The sequence below is a fragment of the uncultured Shewanella sp. genome (assembly GCF_947497935.1).
Taxonomy (GTDB): Bacteria; Pseudomonadota; Gammaproteobacteria; order Enterobacterales; family Shewanellaceae; genus Shewanella.
The window spans coordinates 15428-39345 of sequence record NZ_CANMIO010000012.1; the positions used below are offsets into that span (position 1 = coordinate 15428).

21 protein-coding genes are annotated in these 23918 nt (G+C 43.9%); 10 read left to right on the plus strand and 11 right to left on the minus strand.

The genetic code is table 11. The annotated features are described in order from the left end of the window. Window positions 1-52: 52 nt before the first annotated feature. A complete protein-coding gene (locus tag Q1A86_RS14080; RefSeq protein ID WP_299807626.1) occupies window positions 53-463 on the minus strand; it encodes a helix-turn-helix transcriptional regulator in 411 nt (136 codons plus the stop codon). A gap of 130 nt (window positions 464-593) precedes the next feature. On the opposite strand from Q1A86_RS14080, the gene Q1A86_RS14085 reads away from it, so the two are divergent. After that, a complete protein-coding gene (locus tag Q1A86_RS14085; protein WP_299807628.1) occupies window positions 594-1790 on the plus strand; it encodes a C45 family peptidase in 1197 nt (398 codons plus the stop codon). Window positions 1791-1954: 164 nt separating this feature from the next. On the opposite strand, the gene Q1A86_RS14090 is transcribed toward Q1A86_RS14085, so the two are convergent. Continuing rightward, the gene (locus Q1A86_RS14090; protein WP_299807629.1) at window positions 1955-3898 is read right to left on the minus strand and encodes a diguanylate cyclase; all 1944 of its coding nucleotides are present in this window, start codon (window positions 3896-3898) and stop codon (window positions 1955-1957) included. Between the two features lie 379 nt (window positions 3899-4277). Here Q1A86_RS14090 and Q1A86_RS14095 point away from each other — a divergent pair, with 379 nt between their 5' ends. The 3 genes from Q1A86_RS14095 to asnB all read left to right on the plus strand — a co-directional run bounded on the left by Q1A86_RS14095 (window position 4278) and on the right by asnB (window position 9122). Further along, window positions 4278-5024, plus strand: a complete 747-nt coding sequence (locus Q1A86_RS14095) for an HAD-IIA family hydrolase (protein WP_299807631.1) — start codon at window positions 4278-4280, stop codon at window positions 5022-5024. Window positions 5025-5306: 282 nt separating this feature from the next. Then, window positions 5307-6965 (plus strand): M28 family metallopeptidase, encoded by a 1659-nt coding sequence (locus tag Q1A86_RS14100; protein WP_299807635.1) that lies wholly within the window; start codon window positions 5307-5309, stop codon window positions 6963-6965. A gap of 492 nt (window positions 6966-7457) precedes the next feature. After that, entirely contained in the window at window positions 7458-9122 is a 1665-nt protein-coding gene (asnB, locus tag Q1A86_RS14105; RefSeq protein ID WP_299807637.1) for an asparagine synthase B, read from the plus strand. A 114-nt stretch (window positions 9123-9236) separates the two neighbouring features. Here asnB and Q1A86_RS14110 read toward each other — a convergent pair whose 3' ends face one another. From Q1A86_RS14110 to Q1A86_RS14120, 3 genes are all read right to left on the minus strand, one after another. Next, window positions 9237-9581, minus strand: a complete 345-nt coding sequence (locus tag Q1A86_RS14110) for a 5-carboxymethyl-2-hydroxymuconate Delta-isomerase (RefSeq protein WP_299807639.1) — start codon at window positions 9579-9581, stop codon at window positions 9237-9239. A 99-nt stretch (window positions 9582-9680) separates the two neighbouring features. Beyond that, entirely contained in the window at window positions 9681-10037 is a 357-nt protein-coding gene (locus tag Q1A86_RS14115; protein WP_299807641.1) for a VOC family protein, read from the minus strand. A gap of 173 nt (window positions 10038-10210) precedes the next feature. After that, window positions 10211-10918, minus strand: a complete 708-nt coding sequence (locus Q1A86_RS14120; RefSeq protein WP_299807643.1) for a DUF445 domain-containing protein — start codon at window positions 10916-10918, stop codon at window positions 10211-10213. Window positions 10919-11280: 362 nt separating this feature from the next. Between Q1A86_RS14120 and Q1A86_RS14125 the strand changes: the two genes are divergently transcribed. The 3 genes from Q1A86_RS14125 (at window position 11281) to Q1A86_RS14135 (ending at window position 15759) form a co-directional block, all read left to right on the plus strand. Then, window positions 11281-14448: a DUF748 domain-containing protein gene (locus Q1A86_RS14125; RefSeq protein ID WP_299807645.1), complete on the plus strand. Its 3168-nt coding sequence runs from the start codon at window positions 11281-11283 to the stop codon at window positions 14446-14448. A gap of 191 nt (window positions 14449-14639) precedes the next feature. Next, a complete protein-coding gene (locus Q1A86_RS14130; protein WP_299807647.1) occupies window positions 14640-15314 on the plus strand; it encodes a Type 1 glutamine amidotransferase-like domain-containing protein in 675 nt (224 codons plus the stop codon). Between the two features lie 88 nt (window positions 15315-15402). Next, window positions 15403-15759 (plus strand): glutathione S-transferase N-terminal domain-containing protein, encoded by a 357-nt coding sequence (locus Q1A86_RS14135; RefSeq protein ID WP_299807649.1) that lies wholly within the window; start codon window positions 15403-15405, stop codon window positions 15757-15759. A gap of 204 nt (window positions 15760-15963) precedes the next feature. Here the strand turns inward: Q1A86_RS14135 and Q1A86_RS14140 are convergent, their stop codons facing one another. From Q1A86_RS14140 to Q1A86_RS14165, 6 genes are all read right to left on the minus strand, one after another. Next, window positions 15964-16515, minus strand: a complete 552-nt coding sequence (locus Q1A86_RS14140; RefSeq protein ID WP_299807651.1) for a YbhB/YbcL family Raf kinase inhibitor-like protein — start codon at window positions 16513-16515, stop codon at window positions 15964-15966. A gap of 161 nt (window positions 16516-16676) precedes the next feature. Continuing rightward, a complete protein-coding gene (locus tag Q1A86_RS14145; RefSeq protein ID WP_299807653.1) occupies window positions 16677-17486 on the minus strand; it encodes a RecX family transcriptional regulator in 810 nt (269 codons plus the stop codon). Between the two features lie 181 nt (window positions 17487-17667). Then, window positions 17668-18075, minus strand: coding sequence for a CBS domain-containing protein (locus Q1A86_RS14150; RefSeq protein WP_299807655.1), 408 nt, complete (start codon window positions 18073-18075; stop codon window positions 17668-17670). Continuing rightward, window positions 18072-18422: a P-II family nitrogen regulator gene (locus Q1A86_RS14155; RefSeq protein WP_299807657.1), complete on the minus strand. Its 351-nt coding sequence runs from the start codon at window positions 18420-18422 to the stop codon at window positions 18072-18074. Before Q1A86_RS14155 ends, Q1A86_RS14150 begins: the two co-directional genes overlap by 4 nt. Next, window positions 18412-19197, minus strand: a complete 786-nt coding sequence (locus tag Q1A86_RS14160) for a DUF1538 domain-containing protein (RefSeq protein WP_299807659.1) — start codon at window positions 19195-19197, stop codon at window positions 18412-18414. The genes Q1A86_RS14155 and Q1A86_RS14160 overlap by 11 nt, the downstream gene beginning before the upstream one ends. A 29-nt stretch (window positions 19198-19226) precedes the next feature. Beyond that, entirely contained in the window at window positions 19227-19961 is a 735-nt protein-coding gene (locus tag Q1A86_RS14165; protein WP_299807661.1) for a DUF1538 domain-containing protein, read from the minus strand. Between the two features lie 698 nt (window positions 19962-20659). Between Q1A86_RS14165 and Q1A86_RS14170 the strand changes: the two genes are divergently transcribed. From Q1A86_RS14170 to trpD, 3 genes are read left to right on the plus strand one after another with little or no spacing between them, the layout of a single operon-like run. Continuing rightward, window positions 20660-22243, plus strand: a complete 1584-nt coding sequence (locus tag Q1A86_RS14170; RefSeq protein ID WP_299807663.1) for an anthranilate synthase component 1 — start codon at window positions 20660-20662, stop codon at window positions 22241-22243. Beyond that, entirely contained in the window at window positions 22240-22854 is a 615-nt protein-coding gene (locus Q1A86_RS14175; protein ID WP_299807665.1) for an aminodeoxychorismate/anthranilate synthase component II, read from the plus strand. The genes Q1A86_RS14170 and Q1A86_RS14175 overlap by 4 nt, the downstream gene beginning before the upstream one ends. Before the next feature lies 1 nt (window position 22855). Then, window positions 22856-23917, plus strand: a complete 1062-nt coding sequence (gene trpD, locus Q1A86_RS14180; RefSeq protein ID WP_299807667.1) for an anthranilate phosphoribosyltransferase — start codon at window positions 22856-22858, stop codon at window positions 23915-23917. Window position 23918 lies beyond the last annotated feature (1 nt).

A 23918-nucleotide genomic window follows, 5' to 3' on the forward strand; every position in this document is an offset into this window, starting at 1 on the left:
TACAAAGGTACCTTAGGGTGCCTTTTTTATTCAGCTGTTTTAATAACCAACGTTATTCACCACGTCGATCGCGCTTTTGTATTTCCCGATAAAAGTGACTGATAAACTCAATATCTTCTTTTGGCGCTGCTAGCATTTGATCTAAGAAATTCAATGTGCTCGCCGTAAGTGGTAATTTCCCTCCGTGCTGCCGTTCAAGATCTGTCATTGGGAACAGCTGCAAAATACTGATATCAAGCGCTTTAGCAATACGAAAAAGATCAAGTATTGTAAATACGCTTCGCCCTTCTCGATCCATTTTTTCATAAAATGAAGAACGGCCCAGACTGGCTTTCTGTGCCAGTGTATTTTTAGACAGCTTTGAATGAACCATTATGGCCTCAATGCGTTCAATCACCATCATGCGAAACACAGCTTCTTCAACACCGAAGAACTCAAACCCTTCTGTTTCAATCTCAGCCATAAACAAACCTTTCCATAATTCTGGATTTAATCCTAGCAGTTTGTCCGAATAATGGAAAAACGTTTCGGTACTATGTTCTCAACGTGAGAAGGATAGCAATTGCTATTCATTAACTGAAGAGGATTAAATCATGCTTACCGTTAAATCAACACTCATTGCAGCGACACTTGGAATGTTAATACTATCAAAGGTTGCAGGTGCCGTTTCATTAGAGCCAGCAGAAGGTTTAAATGTTCAACAGCCATACTACTCGCCTGAGAAGTTTATCCAACAAACCAGCATGCCAGTCGTGGATATTCGTGGTGTATCTCCTGCTGATTACGCTGGAACATTTGAAGTTCAGATTGGTGAACAGGTTCGTCGTGGCATTAAGGAAGCCAAATACGTTTACCAGCTAGCAGGGATCGATTTAGCGCAGTTTGAAATGCAGTCGGAGAAACTATTAGAAAATTCTCGAAAATTAAACCCTGAATATTTTGATGTGGTTGAAGCGTTAGCCACTGTTGGTGGGATCACCATTGAGAAAATGTTCACCCTAAGCCAGTTAGATGCAGCCTTGGCATCAGCCGCTAACGCTTCTCTAAGAGGTTGCACAACCGTGAGCTTTAAAGGGACTGGGGTTGTAGGACAAGTCAACGATACCCCATCTTTATCCGGTGGTAACTATTGGATCCTTCAAGACGATGACTTTATTCAGGTTATGGCATCAGGCTTTTATGGTTCAGGACAAACAATGGGCAAAGAGTTAGGTGTAGTAATCAATTTTCAAGGCTCTGATTCTGTGGGAGTCGGACTTGACTCACCAATGGGCATAGAACTCGGGGCACTACAGAATTACATCGTACGACATGCAAATACAGTTGATGAAGCCGTAGAAATTTTAAATAAACATCGCACAGTAGTCGCTTCACACTTTAACTTTGCTGACCGCCAAGGCAATACTGTTGGTGTTGAAATGCTAAGTGGAGATAATTATGTGATCCGCCGTGATGCAGGAGTTGGACATGCTAATCATTCTGAGCGACTAGGCGTTATGCAAGCTTTTGCTGAAACGGTAGGCTTACCGAATAAGAGTAATGAGCGTACTATTGCAACGGCTTACACGGAATGGAGGGCTCAATTTGCTCAGTTATTTATTGATAACACACCTGAAGGCAGTATCGATGCCGCTAAATATGTTTTAAATAGCAAGCCCATCGCTCAACATGCAGCATATGGTTCAGACTTTATAACCACTCTTACAGCAGTAATGGATACAAAAGCGGGTTGTATGGAAGTGGCACCAGGTGTTGGAGAGTGGAACACGTTTCAAAGAGTTTGCTTTTAAATAAACAGTCTCTTCAGAATCTATAATAGAGTGCGGCAACATAAGTTGCCCGCACTCTTTAAATTATGACCATGTCTAATCAACATGACGCTAGCAATTGCGCACTGAATAAATCACTAACAAAATCGGCACAAAGCTTATTGACTACCGAACCTCCCTAAGGGTTAGTTCGCTAATACAACACAATTTCGCCCATCCGCTTTCGCTTGATAGAGCGCCTTATCAGCCTCATCCAGTACCTGATGCCATGATTCGGTCAGAACAAGTGCCTCTAGAGGTTGTGCTCCCCCCATTGATATCGTTACCTTCAATCGATGCTCGCCAACGACAATATCTGTATTCTCTACCGCCAAGCGAACACGCTCAAAATGTTCATAAAAATCAACCGTAGCAAGAGGGTAAGAATAATTTGGCCAACACAAAAGTAATACAAACTCTTCCCCGCCCCACCGAATAATTAAATCACATTCTCGGATGTTTTTATTGATCACATTACTGACCTGAATAAGTACCTCATCTCCGACATCATGACCAAAACAGTCATTAACACTCTTAAAATGGTCAATATCAATAATGGCTAAACTCATCATGCTTTGATTTTGTGGCAGTTGACGCTGTTGTTCCAAAAAGTCAGAGAAGTAACGACGATTATATAAACCTGTGAGCAGGTCGATATGTGACTGTTTATACAACTCAAGGTTAGAGGACTGCAGATTCTTTTTATCATTTTCTAAACCCAAGCGTTTTTTTATCAGCAGAAGAATCGAGATAACCGAAACAAGAATAACAAAGAATAGGAACTTCTCCCGTAACTCTTGCTCTGCGAGTCGGGATTCTTGTAAATCATTTTCGACTTTCAAAACGGCTAACTCCTGTTGACGGTACCTCTCTTGATAACGTTGACTCAGGTCGAATGTCATCTTGGCTCGTCGATCAAACAATAATGCCTTATCTTCCTCATTAGCCTTTCGCTGATAGTCCAATGCGGCTTTATAATCCCCCTTTTCCTCATAGGCTAACGCATAAGTATTAAAGGTATCGGCTAACCCTGAGCGCTTTTCTATTCGTTTATATAATGCTTCGCTATGGGCTAAAAATTGCAGTGCTTCATCGACTTGCCCAACTTTAATCATGGCTTTAGCTAATATTCGACTACAATCCCCTTCGAACAATGGGTATTGATTAGCCAAAGCAATGTCCACACATTCTAGCCCGTCTTCAACGGCTAAACGATACTCACCTTGAGCCAGGTAATATTGAATCCATGAAGTCTGAGCATTGAGTTTAACTCGCAAATTACCACTTAGTAGTGCACTTTCTCGTGAGGAGATTAAGTAAGGCTTACTCTCACTCCAGCGTCCTAGTTTTCCTAAAATAAAGGAAGCGTTATTATTGAATGCTGCAATTTGCTCATAACTGCCCCCATATTTATCAACGTGTGCCAAAGCATTATTATTTGCCTCTAAGGCCTTTTCCCAATCTTCTAAATCAACATAGATAATAGCAACATTAGACAATACCTTACTAACATAAGGGTCCTCTGGGTTTGCTATAAAGATATTCAAGGCCCTTAAGTAATATTCAAGCGCGATATAGTACTGATCTTGAAAAAAATATAGCGCAGCCTTGGCATTGTATGCACGCCCTGTCAGATGGGAGAATTTAGCGACTTTCGACAATCCAATAGCCTCATCAATTAATGCTAACCCCTCATCAAAGCGGCTCTGTTTCGCGGCAAAAGTGGCCTGCCACATCTTGGCCTCGGCGATCAACCAGCCTGTATTCAGTCTTTGCCCAACTAACAGCATTTTTGCTATAGCTAGTTCTGCAGCTTCTGGCGCAGAAACAGACAACTCTATGTCATGCAAGATCCGGTAGTAAGCAAAGGCATAATAAGCAGACTGATTAGCTTCAGTCGGTGAGATCAACTGATTTAATTGCTGACGCTTCGACTCTCCATCCAGGTTTTGTTTAGCAAACAAGGCCATAATTTGCTGACCATTTTCAAGCTTTACGATGCTATTAAGCGGAGAGAAATCGGCAGGATGGACTGAAAATGAGCACAGCATAGTGCTCAATAAAATAACAAATACAATGATCTTTTCCATAAGAATATCGCTAATTGTGGTTTTATAAGCAGTAATAGCCTTGATTAAACAAAACCTAATATAACTTTATAAAACATAACCTTACATTCATTTTTTGTCATTAATAAAACTCATACACAGTAGCTGAAATATTAGTAAGGTCAACATAATTGTGAGCTTGCGCAATTTTATTGCCGATTAATGACGCAGAGTCAGTTAACCACAAGTCTTGCCCGAAAATACGCTTGAGCTACAAGTTGCCGACTTGTCTTTAACCCTTTGAGTTAGTGGTTCTAATTTTTTTATCTCAACAAGCGATAAAAGACATTGTTTTTCAACTCCAATTAGCATTAGATTAAGGTCACTTATTCGGCAAACTAATGTGAAGTAAGAGAGTCAGATGAAAAATATTATTTGCGATATCGATGGAGTTTTACTACATAACAACAAGCTTATTCCTGGCAGTGACAAGTTTATTCACCGCATACTGGAGCAAGGCAATCCACTTGTCGTGCTGACCAACTATCCTGTACAAACAGGTAAAGATCTGCAAAACCGCCTAGGTGCCGCGGGGCTCAATGTACCTGAAGAATGCTTTTACACCGCAGCCATGGCGACCGCGGACTTTCTAAAACATCAACAAGGTACCAAGGCCTTCGTGATTGGTGAAGGCGCATTAACCCATGAGCTATATAAAGCGGGCTTTACCATTACCGATATTAATCCTGATTTTGTTATCGTGGGGGAAACCCGCTCCTACAACTGGGATATGATCCATAAAGCCGCAAAGTTTGTTAATGATGGTGCTCGCTTTATAGCGACCAACCCAGATACTCATGGCCCTTCTTTTAGCCCTGCATGTGGCGCCTTATGTGCCCCAATAGAAAGGATCAGCGGTAAGAAACCGTTCTATGTCGGAAAACCAAGTTCATGGATAATACGTTCGGCGTTAAACCATATTGGTGGACACTCTGAGAATACGGTAATCATCGGCGATAATATGCGAACCGATATTCTGGCAGGTTTTCAAGCGGGCTTGGAAACCATTCTTGTTACCAGCGGTGTTAGCTCGCTAGCCGATATCGACAAAGAGCCCTTTAGGCCAAATCATATCTTTGACTGTGCTGGCGACATCGACATTATCTAAAGCTAGTTGCTACCATTATTTCGCCTCTAATCCCTTAATTGAGTTGATTACAATGGATTAGAGGCTTTGAAGGTTTAGCCACTAAACCTCAAGCACTTTAGCTTTGGCTGCCTCAATCAAAGCCCAAAATATGCTATATCCACCATAAGCGTCATCATTCACGCAATATTAAGTAACATTTTTAGCAACAGATTACCGACTCGCCCCCTTGCTATAGAGGTCAACTTTCCTCCATCATGCTCCTTCGCTTAAAAGTCTAAAACAATAATAATAGGACCTATCATGCGTTCAATTTTCCCCCTATGCGCGCTCGCCTTACTCAGTGCTTGCAGCCAGCATCCAAGCAATCTTAATGATCCAAGCGACGTCAGCTTCGATGAGAGCCGTTTCCGCCAAGATATTAAAACACTCGCATCTGATGAGTTTGAAGGTCGCGCCCCTACGACAAAAGGCGAGCAATTAACTCTTGAGTATCTCAGTGACGCTTTTGCTGAAATGGGTCTAGAGAAACCTAATGGCAAAGATTATCTGCAAGCTGTGCCTATGGTGAGCTATACCGCGTCCGAACAGCAAACGGTGCGCTTAGGCGATCTAAAGCTTAAACACCGACAAAATGTGGTGCTAGGTAGTCGCCATGATGTGGCCAAAATTGATATCAGTAATGCTCCGTTAGTGTTTGTTGGCTATGGTATTAATGCTCCGGAGTATCAGTGGAACGATTATCAAGACTTAGATATGACAGGTAAAATCGCCATAATTTTAGTCAATGACCCAGGTTTTGCTCGACCCGACTCAGGTAAGTTTAACGGTAAGGCCATGACCTACTATGGCCGCTGGAGCTATAAGTTCGAAGAGGCCAGCCGTCAAGGAGCATTGGGCGCAATTATCATTCACGATACTAAGCCAGCCTCTTATCCTTGGTCTGTAGTAGAAAACAGTTGGACAGGCGCTCAACAGGATCTTGTTCGTCATTCCTCAGAGCAAAACCGACGAGTCCAAGTCGAAGGTTGGATCAGTTACGACACAGCGACGACATTATTTAACAAGGCTGGTCTATCCTTAGCGACAGTGTCAGATAGAGCTGCGGCAAGTTCACTGAACCTACCACTAAACCAAACTGCATCTATCGCCTTTGAAAATAAAGCCGAGTATGCCAATAGCTATAACCTAGTTGCCACGTTACCCGGTAATAGCCGCGCAGATGAACATATTCTGTTTACCGCTCACTGGGACCATATAGGCATAGATGCTAACAAAACGGGCGATCAGATCTACAATGGTGCCCTAGATAACGCTTCTGGCACCGCCGGCATTTTAGAGATTGCGCGCCAATTTGCGGGGCAAGCTAACAATGGTCACCCACTCGCTCGCTCGCTGACCTTTATCGCCACTACAGGTGAAGAGCAAGGCCTATTGGGCTCACGCTATTACGCTGCAAACCCTATCTACCCGCTAGATAAGAGCGTAGCGGTATTTAACTTAGATAGTACCAATATCTATGGCCGCACCACAGATTACACCATAGTAGGCAAAGGTAAATCCGAGCTTGAAAATTACCTTATTGATGCACTTAAGACCCAAAATCGCACCGCCAAACGCGAGAAACATCCTGAATCTGGAGGCTTTTTCCGCTCCGATCATTTCAGCTTCGCCAAAGAAGGCGTGCCGGCGGTATTTGCAGGCGGTGGTAGTGAGCCTCTTGATGAAGCAACCGCACAATACAAGGCAGCAATGAAACTGAAAATGAAAGGCTGCTACCACAATGTTTGCGACGAATATCGAGAAGACTGGGACCTATCGGGAGCACTTGAAGATTTAGCCATCTTCTACCATGCCGCTGCTAGTTTAGGTAACAATCACGACTGGCCTGGCTATTATATAGGCACAGAATTTAATGCACTGCGGCCCGCTCAAGACACCATAGAGCAAGCGAGTAAATAGTAATGAATATGGCCATTGCCATTATCGTTTAAATATCTAACCGATTTAATACGACAATAAAAAGTAAAGCTTTGCCAATTTGAACGTTTTCAACCAGCCGACTTGCCACCCACTTGTCGGCTTTTTTTTACCTAAATTATAAGTGAGGTTAATCAAAGCCACGCCTCTCTCCTGTTGATGATGTTCAATTATGGTCAAAATTAGTCCAAAAACGTAACTACTATCAATAAACTTACTCAATTGGCTTTAATTGAAACTGCATTACGATATATCCAATCAAGCTTAACTATAATGCCACCACAATTATCGATAAAACAAAAAAACAAGCACAACAATAAACATTCCTTACCACAGCCATTTGAAAAACAACTTTTACCCAGCTAAAGCAGCGCTTTTAACAGTGATTATTCAAAATCAGGTTTGTATTCTTAAATATTCGATGGCAGAGTAATACTCAATTGAGTTTAAGACAGAATTTTTTTGGAGTGACCTATGTGTTCAATTTTTGCAATTTTAGATATTCAATCTGACGCGACTCCACTGCGTCAAGTCGCTCTAGAGATGTCCAAGCTTCTGCGTCATCGCGGCCCGGACTGGTCAGGGATTTACAGCAGTGATAAAGCGATTTTAGCCCATGAGCGTTTAGCGATTGTCGATATCGAACACGGCGCCCAGCCACTTCTTAGTCAAGACGAATCCATCGTATTGGCCGTAAACGGTGAGATCTACAACCACAAAGAACTTAAGGCTGAACTTGGCGATAAGTACAGCTACCAAACAAACTCAGACTGCGAAGTGATCTTGGCGCTTTATCAAGAGTACGGCACCGAGTTTTTAGATAAACTCAACGGTATTTTCGCCTTCGTGCTTTACGATAAGTCAAAAGACACTTATCTGGTTGGCCGCGATCACATGGGGATTATTCCGCTTTACACAGGCCACGATGCAGAAGGCAACTTCTATGTCGCATCAGAGATGAAGGCACTGATGCCAGTATGTAAAACGGTAGAAACCTTTACTCCAGGCCATTACCTCTCGAGTGAGAAAGGTGAGCTGACCCATTACTATCAACGTGACTGGCGTGAATTTTCAGCAGTACAAGATAACCCTGCAAGCGCTGAAGATGTACGTGATGCATTGGAAGCTGCCGTAAAGCGCCAGCTAATGTCTGATGTGCCTTATGGTGTATTGCTATCGGGTGGGCTGGATTCATCAGTGATTTCTGCCATCACCCAAACGTTTGCTAAACGTCGTATCGAAGATGACGGTGAAAGCAACGCATGGTGGCCACAACTTCACTCATTTGCCGTTGGGCTTGAAGGTGCACCTGACTTAATTGCCGCGCAAAAGGTCGCCGATGCTATTGGTACCATTCACCATGAAATCACCTTTACTTTCCAAGACGGTATCGATGCGATTAAAGATGTGATTTACCACTTAGAAACGTATGATGTCACCACTATTCGAGCGGCGACGCCTATGTACTTGATGGCACGTAAGATCAAGGCTATGGGTATTAAGATGGTATTATCAGGTGAAGGCGCCGATGAATTATTTGGCGGTTACCTCTACTTCCATAAAGCGCCAAACGCACAAGCGTTCCATGAAGAACTTGTACGCAAGCTTGATAAACTTCACCTATTCGACTGCTTACGCGCTAACAAAGCGATGGCAGCATGGGGACTTGAAGCTCGCGTACCTTTCCTAGACAAAGAGTTTATGGATGTTGCTATGCGCACTAACCCTGATGCCAAAATGTCGAAGAACGGTAAAATTGAGAAGCATATCTTGCGTGAAGCCTTTGAGCACAAATTACCGAAGGAAGTGGCTTGGCGTCAAAAAGAGCAGTTCAGTGACGGTGTAGGTTACTCTTGGATCGATGGCCTTAAAGATCACGCAGCAGAAAGAGTGGACGATTTGAAATTGGCAAACGCTAAGTTTAGATTCCCATACAACACGCCAGAAACCAAAGAGGCTTATTTCTACCGTACTTTCTTTGAAGAGCTGTTCCCATTGCCAAGTGCCGCGGAAACGGTACCAGGCGGTAAGTCGGTAGCCTGCTCAACTCCTGAAGCCCTAGCTTGGGATGCTAGCCTACAAGGCATTATCGACCCATCGGGCCGTGCGGTACAATCGGTACATGACAGCGCCTACTAGGTCAAAGCTCAGAAGTTATATCACAGAAGCAAGCCACTCATTTTGAGTGGCTTTTTATTGACGCAATGACAACAGGAATGACAAGACTGTTACCAGTAGTTATTGATCTAGCGGCTAATTGAGCGCGCTAAAATAGTGCTGCTGCTTGATATCCACCACTTCTATAGTCACACTATTTACCGTTGAAGTAATTAAGGCGATGGCATCATAGACCCGCTCAAACAGCATAGCTTTCTGCTCATCGCTGCGGCCGGGCATGATAGCAATATTAAGGTGAATAAATTGAGCGCCCTCTTCTTCACCAACCTTGAAGAAATCACAACAAAGGGCCCGCGTCTTTATCGTATGAGGTTCAAATAACTCTGTTTCACTCAAGCCTCGATGAGCGGCACTGACTAATGCTTCAATCGATAGCACCTCGGCTAGTGGCGCGGAATATTCAATCGTACAATGTGGCATATGCTGCTCTTCTCTTTGCTAGTATTGGTTTTTTAAAAATCAGTTGATAGAAGCTATATTAGTCACTGCTGCTAATCCATTATCTGCGGCAATGGCACATCACTCAGACCAGACGGCGTACTCATTACCATTGAGATCGAGAAAATGGAATCGACGTCCACCGGGAAAAGAAAAGATAGCTTGTGAAACTTGACCTCCCCCCTGAATAACTTTGTTCTGAGACTCTTCGAGATAACGCGAGTAGATCACAATCAAGGGGCAGCCAGCCCCCGATGTAAAGGACTTGTCGCTAGTAAAGAAACCACCCGTTATGCCCGCATCGACAAAGCAGCTATAGTCAGGACCGTAATCGACAAACTTCCAACCGAAAACTTGACTAAAAAAAGCCTTCGCCTTATCGATATCCTTTACAGGGATCTCAAGGTAGTTAATGCTATGATGTTGGTTTTGCTGCATCTGTCACTCCTGTGAACATGTGTTTACCCTAGCCGCCATTGATTAAAACATATTCAGCTTTAGATAACAGCCCCAGAGTTTGTAGCAAATACCGTATCAATAGCAGCAACAAAAAAGAGAGCCGAAGCTCTCTTTTATTTTATCAGTGTTAACACCTAAACTTCTGGCGTTAATTACCCCTGAATAAGCGCCGCTGCTAGGCCTATTAGCCCACCAAAGACCCCGCCCCACACCACTAACCAACCTAAGTGTTCACGGATCATCTCTTGTACTATCTCTTTAACAAGTTGCGGGGTTAACTCATCGAGTCTTTGAGTCACAATCTCTTCAACTTTTGCGCGCATATCCGCAATCATATTAGGTTGCTCAAGTTCGGCTTTTAGTAATTCATAAAAGTCATCACCTTGGGCTATTTCACTCAATGAGCTCTTCATTTTCTCTATAAAAGGTTCACGAAGCGGCGTAATGGCGTCAGAGCCACCAAACATAGCTAACATCCCACCGAATGAAGATTGCTCAACGGTCGTCACTAAGGCGTCAAATGCAGGTGATAAATCAATATTATCGATAACAGGTTGTAAGTTTAATTTTTTTTCTATGCCATCTTCACCCGATAAAAAACGATCTATATTTTCTTCGGTAAAAAACTGCTTCATCATCAAGTTCGCAATAGCTTGTTTGAACTCCTCAAAGCGTGAAGGGATAACACCAGAGCCATATAAACCTGGCACCTTCTCAAACAGCATATGAATAGCTAACCAGTTGGTCACCGCACCAGAAAGTGCAAATAGACCGACCGTTAGTACAATTGGTAAGGCAAACAGATAACCCACTGCAACTAAAATGGCTGCAAGCAGATTAGTAATCACACTCTTATTCAAGCTAATTCCCCAAAGCAAGACTGAAAACGCGCTATGGTACCAATCAAGAAAGACTGGAGGCAATAGATTGTCACTGCACTTATAGGCTTATTTCTAATAACAACGGTTAACGCCACTATCATCGCAAAATGATTATCTATTAGACTTAAGCGCTGAGATTAAAAAATGCTCGTATCTATAGGCTATCAGCCCCTCCACATCGCGAAGTAACAAATATTTTCACCAAAAACGTCAGAAAGAATATGATAGCAGCTTCATTTCCATGATAATGAACCTAAAATTAAAATAGGTGTATCAAGTTTTATCAGGCCTTTCTGTTAAAACAAAAACACTCTGCCACATTTAATTCGACGAAGGTCAGTATGTCTTTTAACTCAAAATTACTTAAACCTATATTCAACGGCTATCGACAGCGCCCAAGATCTCAGCGCTTACTGATCATAGTGTCAGCCATTTACTTAAGCTTTACCGCCCTTTTAGGCCTACTGGTTCCCTACATTATTGTTAAGCAGGCACCTAAGCAATTATCAGAATTCCTGCAGCGACCAGTCACATTAGAAAAAGTGAAGATTAACCCTTTCACCCTAGAAGTCGCCGTTGATAATTTCGAGCTTCACGAAACCAACAATCAGCCCTTTGTCGGCTTTAAGCAACTCAGATTTGAGTACCAATTTTGGAACTCGCTATTCAATACCGCGTTCAGTGTTGCTGACGTCACCTTAACGGCGCCTTCGATAAAGGTTGAGCGAATAAATGCGCCGCAAACTTTGCGCTTTAACTTTTCAGATATTCTCGACACGTTAGCAAGCCGCCCCAAGACAGAAGAAAGTGAGCAACCAACAGAGTCGACGGGGATCCCTCATTTTATCGTCACTGACTTAGCGATTGTGAACGCCGATTTGAGCTTCATTGATCACGTTACCAACAGTCAGTTGCGCTATCCTGCGCTGAACCTCAATGTAAAATTCTTCGATTCCGATCATGTCATCAAATCGACTCTGGAAAACTTAGCTGACAAGCAACAAACTAACCACTATGCAGTACATGTTGTCGGGCGTAATGGCGGTGAGATTGACACTCAGGGCATAGTGCAACTGTCTCCCCTGAATATTGTCGGCGATGTGCAACTCACTAACATCCAGCTACCACAATTTTGGTCGTTTATCTCTGAGCAATTTGCGCCAGTGTTAACCTCTGGCCGTTTGAGTCTATCGAGCAATTATCAACTACAGATGCAAGACGATAAGTTCGAAATCACTACAGACCTTGGTCTAGTCCAAGTCGAGGAGCTTAACTTCGACTACCAGAAACAGTCGATTATCAACCTGCCGATGATAGCCCTTAAAGGAATAGCCTTCGATCTTCAGCAGCAAACGGTAGCAGTAGAAACCTTAGATACTCACGGTTTAGTGCTTAACGCCAGAGTAAATAAAGAAGGCGTCGATCTTGCCGCTATCTTTACGCCTATAAGTGAAAAGACGCTAAGCACGCCAACACCGAGCTCTGGCACTGTAGATTCAAAAATAATTCGTTCAGAGTCGGCAGTACCAACTGATACAGGCTCTGAAACCAATATTGCTAAACAAGCAGATAAAGATACGGCAAAAACGCCAAAGCAGAGTTGGAGCGCTGTGCTCAAGGCCATAGAGCTTAAGGATTATCAGGTCAATCTGACTGAGCAATTAGTGACTAAAAATACCCTTTGGCAGATAGATGATATCAATTTAACCACAGGCGCAATCGATGCAAGTCTTGCCACCCCCATAGACTATCAACTGTCGCTTAACGTCAATCAAGAGGGAATAGTTCAATCTAGCGGCAGCATAGATGCGTTAAAGCAGTTAGTAAATGCTAAGGTCTCAGTCGCCGAGTTTGCTCTGCCGCAATTACAAAGTTATCTGAAACCTTATGTGAATATCCAGCTCCAGCAAGGTGATTTCAATACCCAAGGAGAGCTGGTTATCGATGCAAAAGCCGAACAATTAAGCTATATCGGCAATCTGGCAGTTAACGATCTACTGATTAAAGATACTGTACAGAAAAAAGAGTTGCTCAAGTGGAAAACACTCGAGGTCAATCGCCTTGCGTTCGATAAGCAGGATAACCGCCTCGATATTGACCAGGTAAGCCTTAACAAGCCCTATGGTCGTATCATTATCGCCAAAGATAAGAGCACCAACATCGGTGATTTAATTGTGGTACAAACGGCTTCTAACAAAAACGCTTCCGCCAAAGAGGGGCAAAAAGCTGCAGTCAAAGCTAAGGTGTCGACTCAACAAGCTGACAAAACAGCGGCTAAACCTTTGGCGTTAACCATCAATCAAATTAACTTTAAAGATGGCTCGACCTTCTTCGCTGATAACTCATTAACGCCTAACTTTGCTGCCAGTATCGAGCATTTAGACGGTAAGATAAGCAAGCTATCTTCAAGCAGTAAGCAAACCGCGTCGGTGGATATTAAGGGTAAAATCGATCGCTACGCACCAGTCAGCCTAAAAGGTGACATTAATCCACTGCTAGAGCAGCCTTACTTAGACTTAGCTCTGAGCTTTAAACATGTCGAGCTCACATCTGTTAACCCATACTCAGGCACCTACGCAGGTTATTACATAGATAAAGGGCTATTGTCGTTAGATCTCAATTATAAACTCGATGACAGCAAGCTCGTTGGTGATAACCATTTAGTCGTCGATCAATTAAAACTGGGGAAACCCAGCGACAGCAGCCTAGCCACCACCTTACCTGTCACCTTAGCCATTGCCCTCCTGCAAGACAGACACGGCGTAATTGATTTAGGTCTGCAGGTCTCAGGCGATGTAGACGACCCAAGCTTTAGTATCGGCAGTATAGTAATGACCGCCTTTACCAACGTCATCACCAAGGCGGTAACCGCTCCGTTTAGTCTGCTCGCTAATTTACTTGGCGCCGATGAGGGTGAGTTAGATAAGATCAATTTTGCAGCGGGTATTGCAACTCTAGATCTCAAGGAGCAGGAAACATTAGATAAATTAGCGAAAGGACTGAGTGACAGACCTATGCTGACCCTCAACGTTGAAGGCGGCGTTAGTATGCTTGAAGACAGTCAGGCTCTGAGCGAGCAGCAACTTAACAGTAAGCTAGCTCAAACTGCCAAACTTAATATCACTGATATTCCAGCGGATCTTGCACCAAGTAACTTCCCAACATCCGGGCCACTATCTGATGCACTCATTAAACTCTATGAAACTGAACTTGGTAGCTCGGCTCAAGCGGTGAAAGAGAAAATAGAGAACGAGCATCAAGGTGAAGACAAGCTCAATGATGAGCAAATCTCCCAGCGCTGGCACATTGCCCTATATAACTTTACCTTAGGGGCACAACGTGTAGCCGAAGAGGCTCTCGGAGAGCTGGCACAAACTCGTGCAACGGCAGTCAAAACCTACTTAATTGACAAGAAGAATATTGCACCTCAAAGAATATTTTTGCTTGATAGCCGAGTGGAACTCAATACGGGGGCAAGCCAAGCTTTGTTAACCTTGTCCGCTAAATAACTCAAATACCAAAGATACACGAAGACACACGAACCTTAAGATCCGTGTGTCTTTTTCATTACGCTTCAAAAAGAGTTTAGCTTTCGCATTATTAAAGCGGATCCGTTACAGTCAACATATAAGCTAAATGTCATTATCGATATACACAGAATACATGTGTCGCATCGTCACACACGATCAAAGGACTGAATATGAAACTCGCCCTACTGAGTGATCCAAATACTGCCAATGCCAAAATGGCGCTCAAGACTTTGCTTGCAACACTCACTAAGCCGAGCTCTTCTACAGGTCTTCAAGCAATCACTCCAATCAAGGTGGGTTACATAGCATCACAACCCGATCCTCAAAGAGAGTATTTTCAGCAAACAAAAATACTATACCAATCATTTGGTGCAGAGCTCAGCGTCTACCTCGAATTAGAAGCCGATTTCTCACAAACTGCGCTCGAACAATTGCTAAGTTGCGACGCCATTCATCTGTCTGGTGGCGACACCTACCGTTTCTTAAAGGCATTAAAATCCAGAAAGCTACAGCCGGTTTTACGCCAATATGCTATCAATGGAGGCGCTCTCATTGGCGTAAGTGCTGGCGCGATGATAATGACGCCCTCAATAGCGAGTGCACCTCTGTGCGGCGATACCAATAACTGTGAACTCGAAGACTTAAGCGCACTTAATTTAGTGGATTTTTTGTTTGCCCCCCACATCGCACTTCATGTTAGCCAAGAGCATTCACAAAGCGGATCGTTTGAGCAGCAGCTTGCAACATTCACCCAGAAGATCTGCTTATGTCCAGACGATGCAGCCCTCTTGTGTATTGGCGCCGAACTAAAGCAACTGGGTCAATGTCATTGGCATTTGTCGTGAAAATGAAACTCGTTTTTTAATCATTACTTTCAACCCTGTAACGCTTGAGTTAAAATCTGCGCGAATATCAATACATCAGAGGTAGTTAATGTTTATCATTCGTTGGGTATTAGGCCGTATCATTTTGTTTTTAAACTTTGTTTTTGCGCCTAAAAAACTAAAGCGTCCACAAGAAGAACAACAAAAAATCGACAACGCAACCAGCAACATGACTATTTACGAATACAAGGCTTGCCCATTTTGCGTTAAAGTTCGCCGCTCACTGCGTCGCCAAGGTCTAAATATTGTGACTCTCGATGCCAAGCAAGAGCCCCACAAGAGTACACTACTTAGCGAAGGCGGAAAGTTACAGGTTCCATGTATGAAGATTGATGAAAATGGTCAGTCAACTTGGATGTATGAGTCATCAGAGATCATCAATTTTCTCGATAAAAAATTTGCTTAATCAGTAAAGCCCTTCTCATGCCCTAAAAGGTGTCAACTTACCTTTGGGCAAGTACGGAAACAAAAGAAAAGGCAGCATATATATGCTGCCTTTTTCATATCAATTTCACGCTTGTCGCTCTGTTGATCCTATTTCAGTTGCCAGCAACCATTATTCGTTGCACAAAACTCTATGCAATAGACAGAGCTCATACAATCGTAACACCTAGCGGGCATTCGTTGGCGCTGTCAACGTGGCCTTACCGAGAAGGTGTTGATAAATATTGTATCCCGCCAAAGCCGCTGTTGCGTTATCAGGTAACTCAATATGAGCGACATCCAGTGCATAGACAGTGATCTGATAATGGTGTGGCGCTGAACCTGCTGGCGGACAGGCGCCGCCAAAGCCCTTAAAGCCAAAATCATTATTGACCATGCTGGCCCCCTCAGGAAGATTCGCCCCTCCCTTTAGCCCCGCATTAGCAGGCAAACTTTGAGTGTTTGCAGGTAAGTTAACGACCAGCCAATGCCACCAGCCACTGCCAGTAGGCGCATCTGGATCGTACATGGTCACAGCGAAACTTTTCGTACCGTTAGGGATCTCACTCCAGCTCAGTTCCGGGGACTTATTTTCCCCGCTACAACCCCATTGATTAAATATCTGAGCCTTCTTAAGTGTCTTACCCTCGATGATATCTTTACTACTCAACTCTATGGCTTGTATTGAGAATGCAAACAAACAAAACAGTGTCAGCAAAATCGCTTGATTAAGTCTCATATTATTCCTACCTATGATTGATTCGAACTCTCTAAATAATCGCTCAATAAGCATAGTTGAAAATATGATTTATTTTGATTTAACGGGTCAAACTCACTATGCCACTATACAGATAACCATTTACCAAAGGAGCATTATTCAACTCATATAGATATTTATCACTACTCATCATCTAGTCTCATTGCCTCTTTGATTTCATCACTGCTGAAACCTTTACGAGATAAATAGGCGTAAGCTTTCGACTTTTCTTTATAATCCGTTAAGTCATATCGTTTCTTAGCTAACTCATCTTTGCAGCTTTGATAAAAATCAACATCACCAGCTAGGGTCAATTGGTACAAGGTATCTTCAAAATCGCTTAAATCTATAAGTCGCTGTTTAAGCTCCTGCTCTATTAGCGTTTGCCCTTTGCCTTTGTTATATAGCTTGATTATTTCGGTAGTTAAATCCGCTTTGTCAGCTTTAACGGCTAATTTGCTACGCAGTGTTTCACGCATCGGATGCAGTGAAATTGCATGCTCAATTTCTACTCGAGAAAAACCTTTTGCCGTCATCTGGGCATAGACTTTTTCTTTGTTAGTGCCATAAAAGTTTTCAAATCGATTTAATAATCTAGATGCTGCCATCTCAAAGCTATCTACCTTTTGCTCATCCATCACCCGCTCAATGGCGTTGTCAATCTCAGTAAGGGATACTCCGCGCTGTTGTAGTTTGCGTCTTATGGCGCCAGCACCGACTTCATGACTAAAAGCCAGCTCGCAATAGCGCAGTGCAAAGTCAAAATCATTTTTTAGGTATCCGCCCTCTATTAACCTGGCGAGTACAGTATCAATCCACTCTTGATTATCAGTTTTACGCTCAAGCTTGCTGCGAATTTCATTAATGGTGAAATCTTGCTGACTCAAATGCCAATAAGCACTATTAAAGACATTGTCGATGGTTTTGGCTTGCCGTAATGGAGGGCGCTGCATAACGAATTGAACTTTAATTGAAAATAACCAAAATCAGTTTAGCAGATCCATGTATTGTTGAGGAGTCAGAGTTAACTTTAGTGAGTTACAGCTTTAATCCACTTTAAACTAAGAGCAAATAAACCTAAAACGAGTGAAACCGAGTAAAAGGCCAACTCGGTTTACTCGAAGATTGGTACAATTAACTGATTTTATTAATCATGCCTTTAAGCACGATTTCATGATAACTCACCAATCCAGCGATCTTCCCCTCTTCAACCACTGGCGCCTTAGTAATACCGAATCGGTCAAATAAGCGTGCACTGTAACGTACATCCATACTGCCCGGCACACATAGTACAGGCTTAACCATGATCTCATACACATTGACTCGCTCAGGCGATCTGTCTTGTGCCAACACTTTTTTGGCAATATCACTCATCAGCACCATGCCATATTCATCATCATCATGGCGTTTATTCACAAATAGCACGTTTACCCTGCTTTTCACCGCGTGTTCAATTGCTTCAGCTACAGTTTGCAGCCCATCGATCATGGCATAATTTTGACTCATGACATCATGATTTCTAACCAGATTTTCAGTTTTCATATTTGATCCTCAATATCATGAGTTAACTTTTGTACTTGGTGGGCGACCCCGACGGCGTCTTCCACATCAATTTGAATAGCGATGCCTTTACCCGAGTCACGATCAAACTCGCCAACTTCACTCACCGTTTCTAAAATAGTCCGGCATAAATGCTCTTCAACAAGCAGCAACACCACATCACGCTGGACATCTAACGACAAGCCCATAAATGTTTTCTGTTGTTTAAGGCCTTCGCCACGAGCATGGTTGATCACTGTGGCACCAGTAGCGCCTTTACTACGAGCCGCATCCAAAATGGCATCGGTACAGGCATCATCAATAAACACTAGGATCAGTTTAAAGCGCATTATCTCGCTCCTTTTGGGTTCTGTTCTTAAATTCCACTAATTGGGCATAGCCCATCACAGTGATCATTGGAAACAAACTAGCAAATGCAATCAGGCCAAAGCCATCAATCAGCGGGTTACGTCCCTCGACATTAGTTGCTAAGCCTAAGCCTAATGCAGCGACTAACGGCACGGTTACTGTAGAGGTGGTCACGCCGCCAGAGTCATAGGCAAGCGGAACAATCATTTTTGGAGCATAAAAGGTTTGGATCACTACCAGTACGTAGCCCGCCATAATGTAGTAATGAATCGGATCCCCCACCACAATGCGAAAACAACCTAGCGCGATACCAAAAGCCACTCCAATCGCGACCGATATACGCAAACCTTGAATACCTATGGTGCCACCGGATACTTGGTTAGCCTTTATCGCAACCGCGATAAGTGATGGTTCAGCAATCGTAGTACTAAAGCCTATGGCCGCAGCAAAGATATAAACCCAATAATAGTCCTGCCAGCCATTGACGGTGTTTTGCAGATCGTCTTCATGAATAAACTCATGGGAGGTGAGTTGCTCGGCCATACTCTCGCCGATAGGGAACAGCGCCATCTCAAGGCCAACTAAGAAGAAACTTAGCCCTAAAATCACATAAACAAAGCCAGCGGCAACTCGGCGCCAATTCGCTACAGGCCTTTTCAGCACTCCTAACTGAAAACCAAATAGAATAATAGCAATGGGAACCACATCACGTATGGTTACCAGCAAGGTATCAAGTACTTGCTCAAGCAGTTCCATTAAAGCACTCCTATTAAAAGCGCTACCATTTAAAGCACCAGCATTCCGTAGATAAGCACAAAAATCATCGGCATTAAGCTGGCAAAGGCGATTAGACCAAAACCATCAAGCATAGGATTACGCCCCTTAATCACAGTGGCTAAACCAACCCCGAGCGCAGTCACTAAGGGAACTGTAATGGTCGATGTCGTCACTCCACCGGAGTCATAGGCAATACCGATAATGTTTTCAGGCGCAAATGAGGTCAGCACCATGACGATGATATAACCCGAAATAATGAGATAGTGGATAGGCCAACCTTTTAAGATCCGCACCACGCCGAGCAAAATAGCCAGACCAACCGATAGCGCCACCGTTAACCTTAGTCCCATGGCGTAGCTATCCATCGCTTCCTCTGAGGTTTTAATCGCTCCAGCCTCCGCCGCAACTTCCGCCGCCTCATTTGCGACTGCGGTTAATGCAGGTTCGGCTAATGTTGTGCCAAACCCCAATGAAAATGAAAAAACCACCAACCAGAAAACACTACCTTTACGCGCTAGAGCATGTGCTAAAGACTCACCGATAGGAAACAAACCCATTTCGAGGCCGAAGACAAAAAAGGTTAAACCGACCACGATGAAGACAAGGCCGATTAAAATCGAAAACAGATCATCGGGCGCTTGCTGCAAGACGAATATTTCGAAAAAGCAGACCACTAATATGATAGGGATCAGATCCTTGAAACTATTGAACAGTGCTTTTAACAACTGATTGATTGAAGCCATACTCACTCCTTTGGGGCCACATTTTTAGTGTGCCAAAACCAGTAGAGATCACAACAAACAATTAACAAACATTACAATAAGTTTGCGCTGGATCAAATATCAGCTATTTCGTCGCTATCGTTAAACTGTTAGGCAGTAAAAATAAACAAACGGCTTATATTTAGAGCAGTAACACATACACTAGAATCCTACCTTCTCACTCCCAAAGTGAACAATTAACCTACGAGTTACTCAATTAACCGCCAGTCACACACAAACAGCCAAAATCTACAAAGCCAATTTTTAGCAAAATCCCCTCAAAAAACACCAAAAAGCCCCTATAAAAATAAAATCCAAGAAAAATTTTCACTCAATTAGTGAAAATCAGTCAAAAACAGCAATATTCAATTGACAGCTTTCACCCGCAAATGTTTTTATATAGCCACAGAAACAAACAAGATGAATTTTAAATGACACAGTTTACGACTTTCCAAAACATTAATTGGTGGTGGCACTTCCCAAATTAGCGGGTGGTGTGAAACTGTGTGCTCATAAAACTGAGCCAAGATTCAACAAGAAAGCCCGCACACACTGCGGGCTTTCTTGTATCTAAGCGAAAATAAATCGGCAAGAAGAGAGAAAACCCAGAGCAGCAGGCTTAATATAAAGTGAGATAAAACAATGAATAATGCGTTACCCTACAAGGCAGGAGCATAAGCATGACAACCGATACTATCGCTAAAGTCGTCACTCAAAAACAGGAGTTGGCCTATCACGATGATCCGCTGCGCTTATACCAACATGTGACTCAAAACGCCCCTCACACCATGCTGCTGGAATCTGCTGAAATTGACAGTAAGGATCACTTAAAGAGTATCGTGCTGACTCACGCTGCCATGCAAATTCGCTGTGACGGTTACCAGCTCAAATTTAACGCTTTAACAGATAACGGTAAGACCCTGCTCTCACCAATACAGTCCTTCTTCAAAAAAGACTTTCAGGCCACTATCATTAACCATTGTGATGAGTCCAGCTTAAGTCTGACTCTTCAAAAAGACTCTAGTCAACTTGATGAAGATGCGCGTTTAAAGTCAGCTTCTCCGCTCGATGGCTTAAGAATGCTGGTAAAGCATATTCGCTGTGATGAAAGCCCCAAGTTTGAAGATCTATTTTTAGGCGGTGTGCTCTCTTATGACTTGATTGATACGGTTGAACCACTGCCAAGCGTGCCAGAAGGTGATAATACCTGCCCTGACTACCTGTTTTACCTCGCCGAAACCTTAATCCTTGTGGATCATCAGCAACAAAGCGCTGAAATCGTCACTCACCAGTTTGTACAGCCAGCACAAAATGCTGTTGATAGCACTACAGCCTCACTCGCTCAGCGTATGACGGAGTTACAACAAGCTTGCCACTCATTAGCGCCCATTGCCGAGTTACAAGCCATTGAAGCTCAAACCCAGGTCAATATCTCAGATGACGACTTTAAAAACACAGTTAACGACCTTAAAGAACACATTATTGCTGGCGATATTTTCCAAGTCGTGCCGTCACGCAGCTTTAACTTACCTTGCCCGAACACCTTAGGTGCCTACCGTGCATTAAGACTGACTAACCCAAGCCCATACATGTTCTACTTTCGCGGCGATGACTTCACCCTATTTGGCGCGTCACCTGAAAGCGCACTTAAATATGAAGCCGCAACCAATCAGGTCGAGATCTACCCCATTGCTGGTACTCGCAAGCGCGGCAAGACTGCCAGCGGAGAAATCGATTTCGATCTCGATAGCCGTAACGAGCTTGAACTACGCCTTGATAAGAAAGAGCTATCAGAGCACATCATGCTAGTCGATTTAGCGCGTAACGATATCGCCCGCATTAGCCAAAGCGGCACCCGTAAAGTGCCAGAGCTATTAAAAGTCGATAGATACAGCCATGTTATGCACCTCGTTAGCCGTGTCACAGGCCAGCTTCGCAGTGATTTAGATGCACTGCATGCCTACCAAGCTTGCATGAATATGGGCACCCTAACTGGTGCGCCAAAAGTCAGTGCAGCGCAACTTATTCGCGGCGCAGAAAAAACACGCAGAGGCAGCTACGGCGGCGCAGTGGGTTACTTAAACGGCCTAGGAGATATGGATACCTGTATTGTTATTCGTTCTGCCTTTGTCAAAGATGGCACCGCCTTTATTCAAGCCGGCGCTGGCGTGGTATTCGACTCAGATCCACAGGCCGAAGCCGACGAAACTCGTCAAAAGGCCCAAGCCGTTATTTCAGCGATTAAGATGGGAGGTGGACGATGAAAATCTATCTACTCGATAACTTCGACTCATTCACCTACAACCTAGTGGATCAGTTTAGAAGCCTAGGCTATGAAGTGGTGATCTACCGCAACGATGTAGACGCAGACTTTATTGCCAGCAAATTATTAAACGAAACCGTACCAGCAGCATTAGTGCTGTCGCCAGGACCCGGCGCGCCTCATGAAGCTGGCTCGCTAATGGATCTAATAGCATGTGTCGCCGGTAAAGTGCCTATGCTAGGGGTTTGTCTTGGACACCAAGCCTTAGTTGAGCATTACGGCGGTAAAGTTGAGCGTGCGGGCCAAGTGATGCATGGTAAAGCCAGTCCGACGTTCCATAACGGTCAGGATATCTTTAGCGGCTTGCCCTCTCCGCTTCCTGTTGCCCGTTATCACAGCTTAGTGGCAACCCAAGTGCCAGATTGCTTAGAAGTGATTGCTACGACTGAAGAGATGCCAATGGCTATCATTCACCGCCAAGATAAAGCCGTAGGCTTTCAGTTTCATCCCGAGTCAATTTTAACGACTTTAGGTAGCCAGTTATTAGTACAAAGCTTAGATTATTTGTCTCGTGCTTTGAATGAAAACAGCCAAGATAACGAGCAAGGATAAGATGATGACTCAACCAGAAATCAAACCTACAGCAGCCCTTATCGAAACACTTTATCAGGGTGAAAGTTTAACTCGAGCTGAAGCTAAATCACTATTTAGCCAGATTATTCAAGGCGAAATGAATGAAGTCACCATGGCGGGCATGCTAGTCGCCATGAAAATGCGCGGCGAAACCATTGATGAAATATCCGGTGCAGCCGATGCCCTGCGCGCGGCCGCAAAAGCCTTTCCAACGCCGAGTGAATCGACCGTAAATCAAGGTATTGTCGATATTGTTGGTACTGGCGGCGATGGTCACAACACCATTAATATCTCAACCACTGCAGCCTTTGTTGCTGCGGCCGCGGGTGCCAAAGTCGCTAAACACGGTAACCGCAGCGTATCGAGCAAATCAGGTTCATCAGATTTACTGGCGCAATTTGGTATCGATTTAACCATGGCACCAGAAACGGCGCGTGACTGCTTAGATGAGCTAGGATTGTGCTTCTTGTTTGCACCGCACTATCACGGCGGCGTAGCCCACGCAGTGCCTGTACGCCAAGCACTTAAAACTCGCACTCTATTTAATGTATTAGGGCCGTTGATTAATCCATCACGCCCAGACTTTATGCTACTTGGGGTGTATAGCCCTGAGCTGGTTGCACCTATCGCTCAGGTTGTAAAAGCCCTTGGCATTAAGCGCGCCATGGTAGTTCACGGTAGTGGCCTCGATGAAGTGGCGCTGCATGGTGACACCTTAGTGCATGAGCTAAAAGATGGCGCAATAACCGAGTACCGCATTACACCAGCAGATCTTGGTGTGGCTCAAGCGGAACTGACTGATTTAGAAGGCGGCGCACCTGAAGAAAATGCCGAGTACACCCGCGCCATATTGCAAGGTACAGGCAAAGGTGCCCATATGAATGCGGTTGCTATCAATGCCGGCTGTGCCCTTTATGTGGCCGGTGTTTGCGATGACATCAAGTCAGGCACAGCTTTGGCGTTAGAGACAATAAACAGCGGTAAAGCCTACCAATTATTGACCCAGCTTGCTAACGCTAGCCAAGCCGGTAAAGGAGCCTAAT

Coding starts and splice junctions, on each gene's coding strand:
- Q1A86_RS14130 (WP_299807647.1), top strand. CDS start 14,640: ATGAAACTCGCCCTACTGAGTGATCCAAATACTGCCAATGCCAAAATG.
- Q1A86_RS14150 (WP_299807655.1), bottom strand. CDS start 18,075: ATGAAAACTGAAAATCTGGTTAGAAATCATGATGTCATGAGTCAAAAT.
- Q1A86_RS14140 (WP_299807651.1), bottom strand. CDS start 16,515: ATGAGACTTAATCAAGCGATTTTGCTGACACTGTTTTGTTTGTTTGCA.
- Q1A86_RS14170 (WP_299807663.1), top strand. CDS start 20,660: ATGACAACCGATACTATCGCTAAAGTCGTCACTCAAAAACAGGAGTTG.
- Q1A86_RS14100 (WP_299807635.1), top strand. CDS start 5,307: ATGCGTTCAATTTTCCCCCTATGCGCGCTCGCCTTACTCAGTGCTTGC.
- Q1A86_RS14155 (WP_299807657.1), bottom strand. CDS start 18,422: ATGCGCTTTAAACTGATCCTAGTGTTTATTGATGATGCCTGTACCGAT.
- asnB (WP_299807637.1), top strand. CDS start 7,458: ATGTGTTCAATTTTTGCAATTTTAGATATTCAATCTGACGCGACTCCA.
- Q1A86_RS14090 (WP_299807629.1), bottom strand. CDS start 3,898: ATGGAAAAGATCATTGTATTTGTTATTTTATTGAGCACTATGCTGTGC.
- Q1A86_RS14165 (WP_299807661.1), bottom strand. CDS start 19,961: ATGGCTTCAATCAATCAGTTGTTAAAAGCACTGTTCAATAGTTTCAAG.
- Q1A86_RS14175 (WP_299807665.1), top strand. CDS start 22,240: ATGAAAATCTATCTACTCGATAACTTCGACTCATTCACCTACAACCTA.
- Q1A86_RS14110 (WP_299807639.1), bottom strand. CDS start 9,581: ATGCCACATTGTACGATTGAATATTCCGCGCCACTAGCCGAGGTGCTA.
- Q1A86_RS14085 (WP_299807628.1), top strand. CDS start 594: ATGCTTACCGTTAAATCAACACTCATTGCAGCGACACTTGGAATGTTA.
- Q1A86_RS14095 (WP_299807631.1), top strand. CDS start 4,278: ATGAAAAATATTATTTGCGATATCGATGGAGTTTTACTACATAACAAC.
- Q1A86_RS14160 (WP_299807659.1), bottom strand. CDS start 19,197: ATGGAACTGCTTGAGCAAGTACTTGATACCTTGCTGGTAACCATACGT.
- Q1A86_RS14135 (WP_299807649.1), top strand. CDS start 15,403: ATGTTTATCATTCGTTGGGTATTAGGCCGTATCATTTTGTTTTTAAAC.
- Q1A86_RS14115 (WP_299807641.1), bottom strand. CDS start 10,037: ATGCAGCAAAACCAACATCATAGCATTAACTACCTTGAGATCCCTGTA.
- Q1A86_RS14145 (WP_299807653.1), bottom strand. CDS start 17,486: ATGCAGCGCCCTCCATTACGGCAAGCCAAAACCATCGACAATGTCTTT.
- Q1A86_RS14080 (WP_299807626.1), bottom strand. CDS start 463: ATGGCTGAGATTGAAACAGAAGGGTTTGAGTTCTTCGGTGTTGAAGAA.
- trpD (WP_299807667.1), top strand. CDS start 22,856: ATGATGACTCAACCAGAAATCAAACCTACAGCAGCCCTTATCGAAACA.
- Q1A86_RS14125 (WP_299807645.1), top strand. CDS start 11,281: ATGTCTTTTAACTCAAAATTACTTAAACCTATATTCAACGGCTATCGA.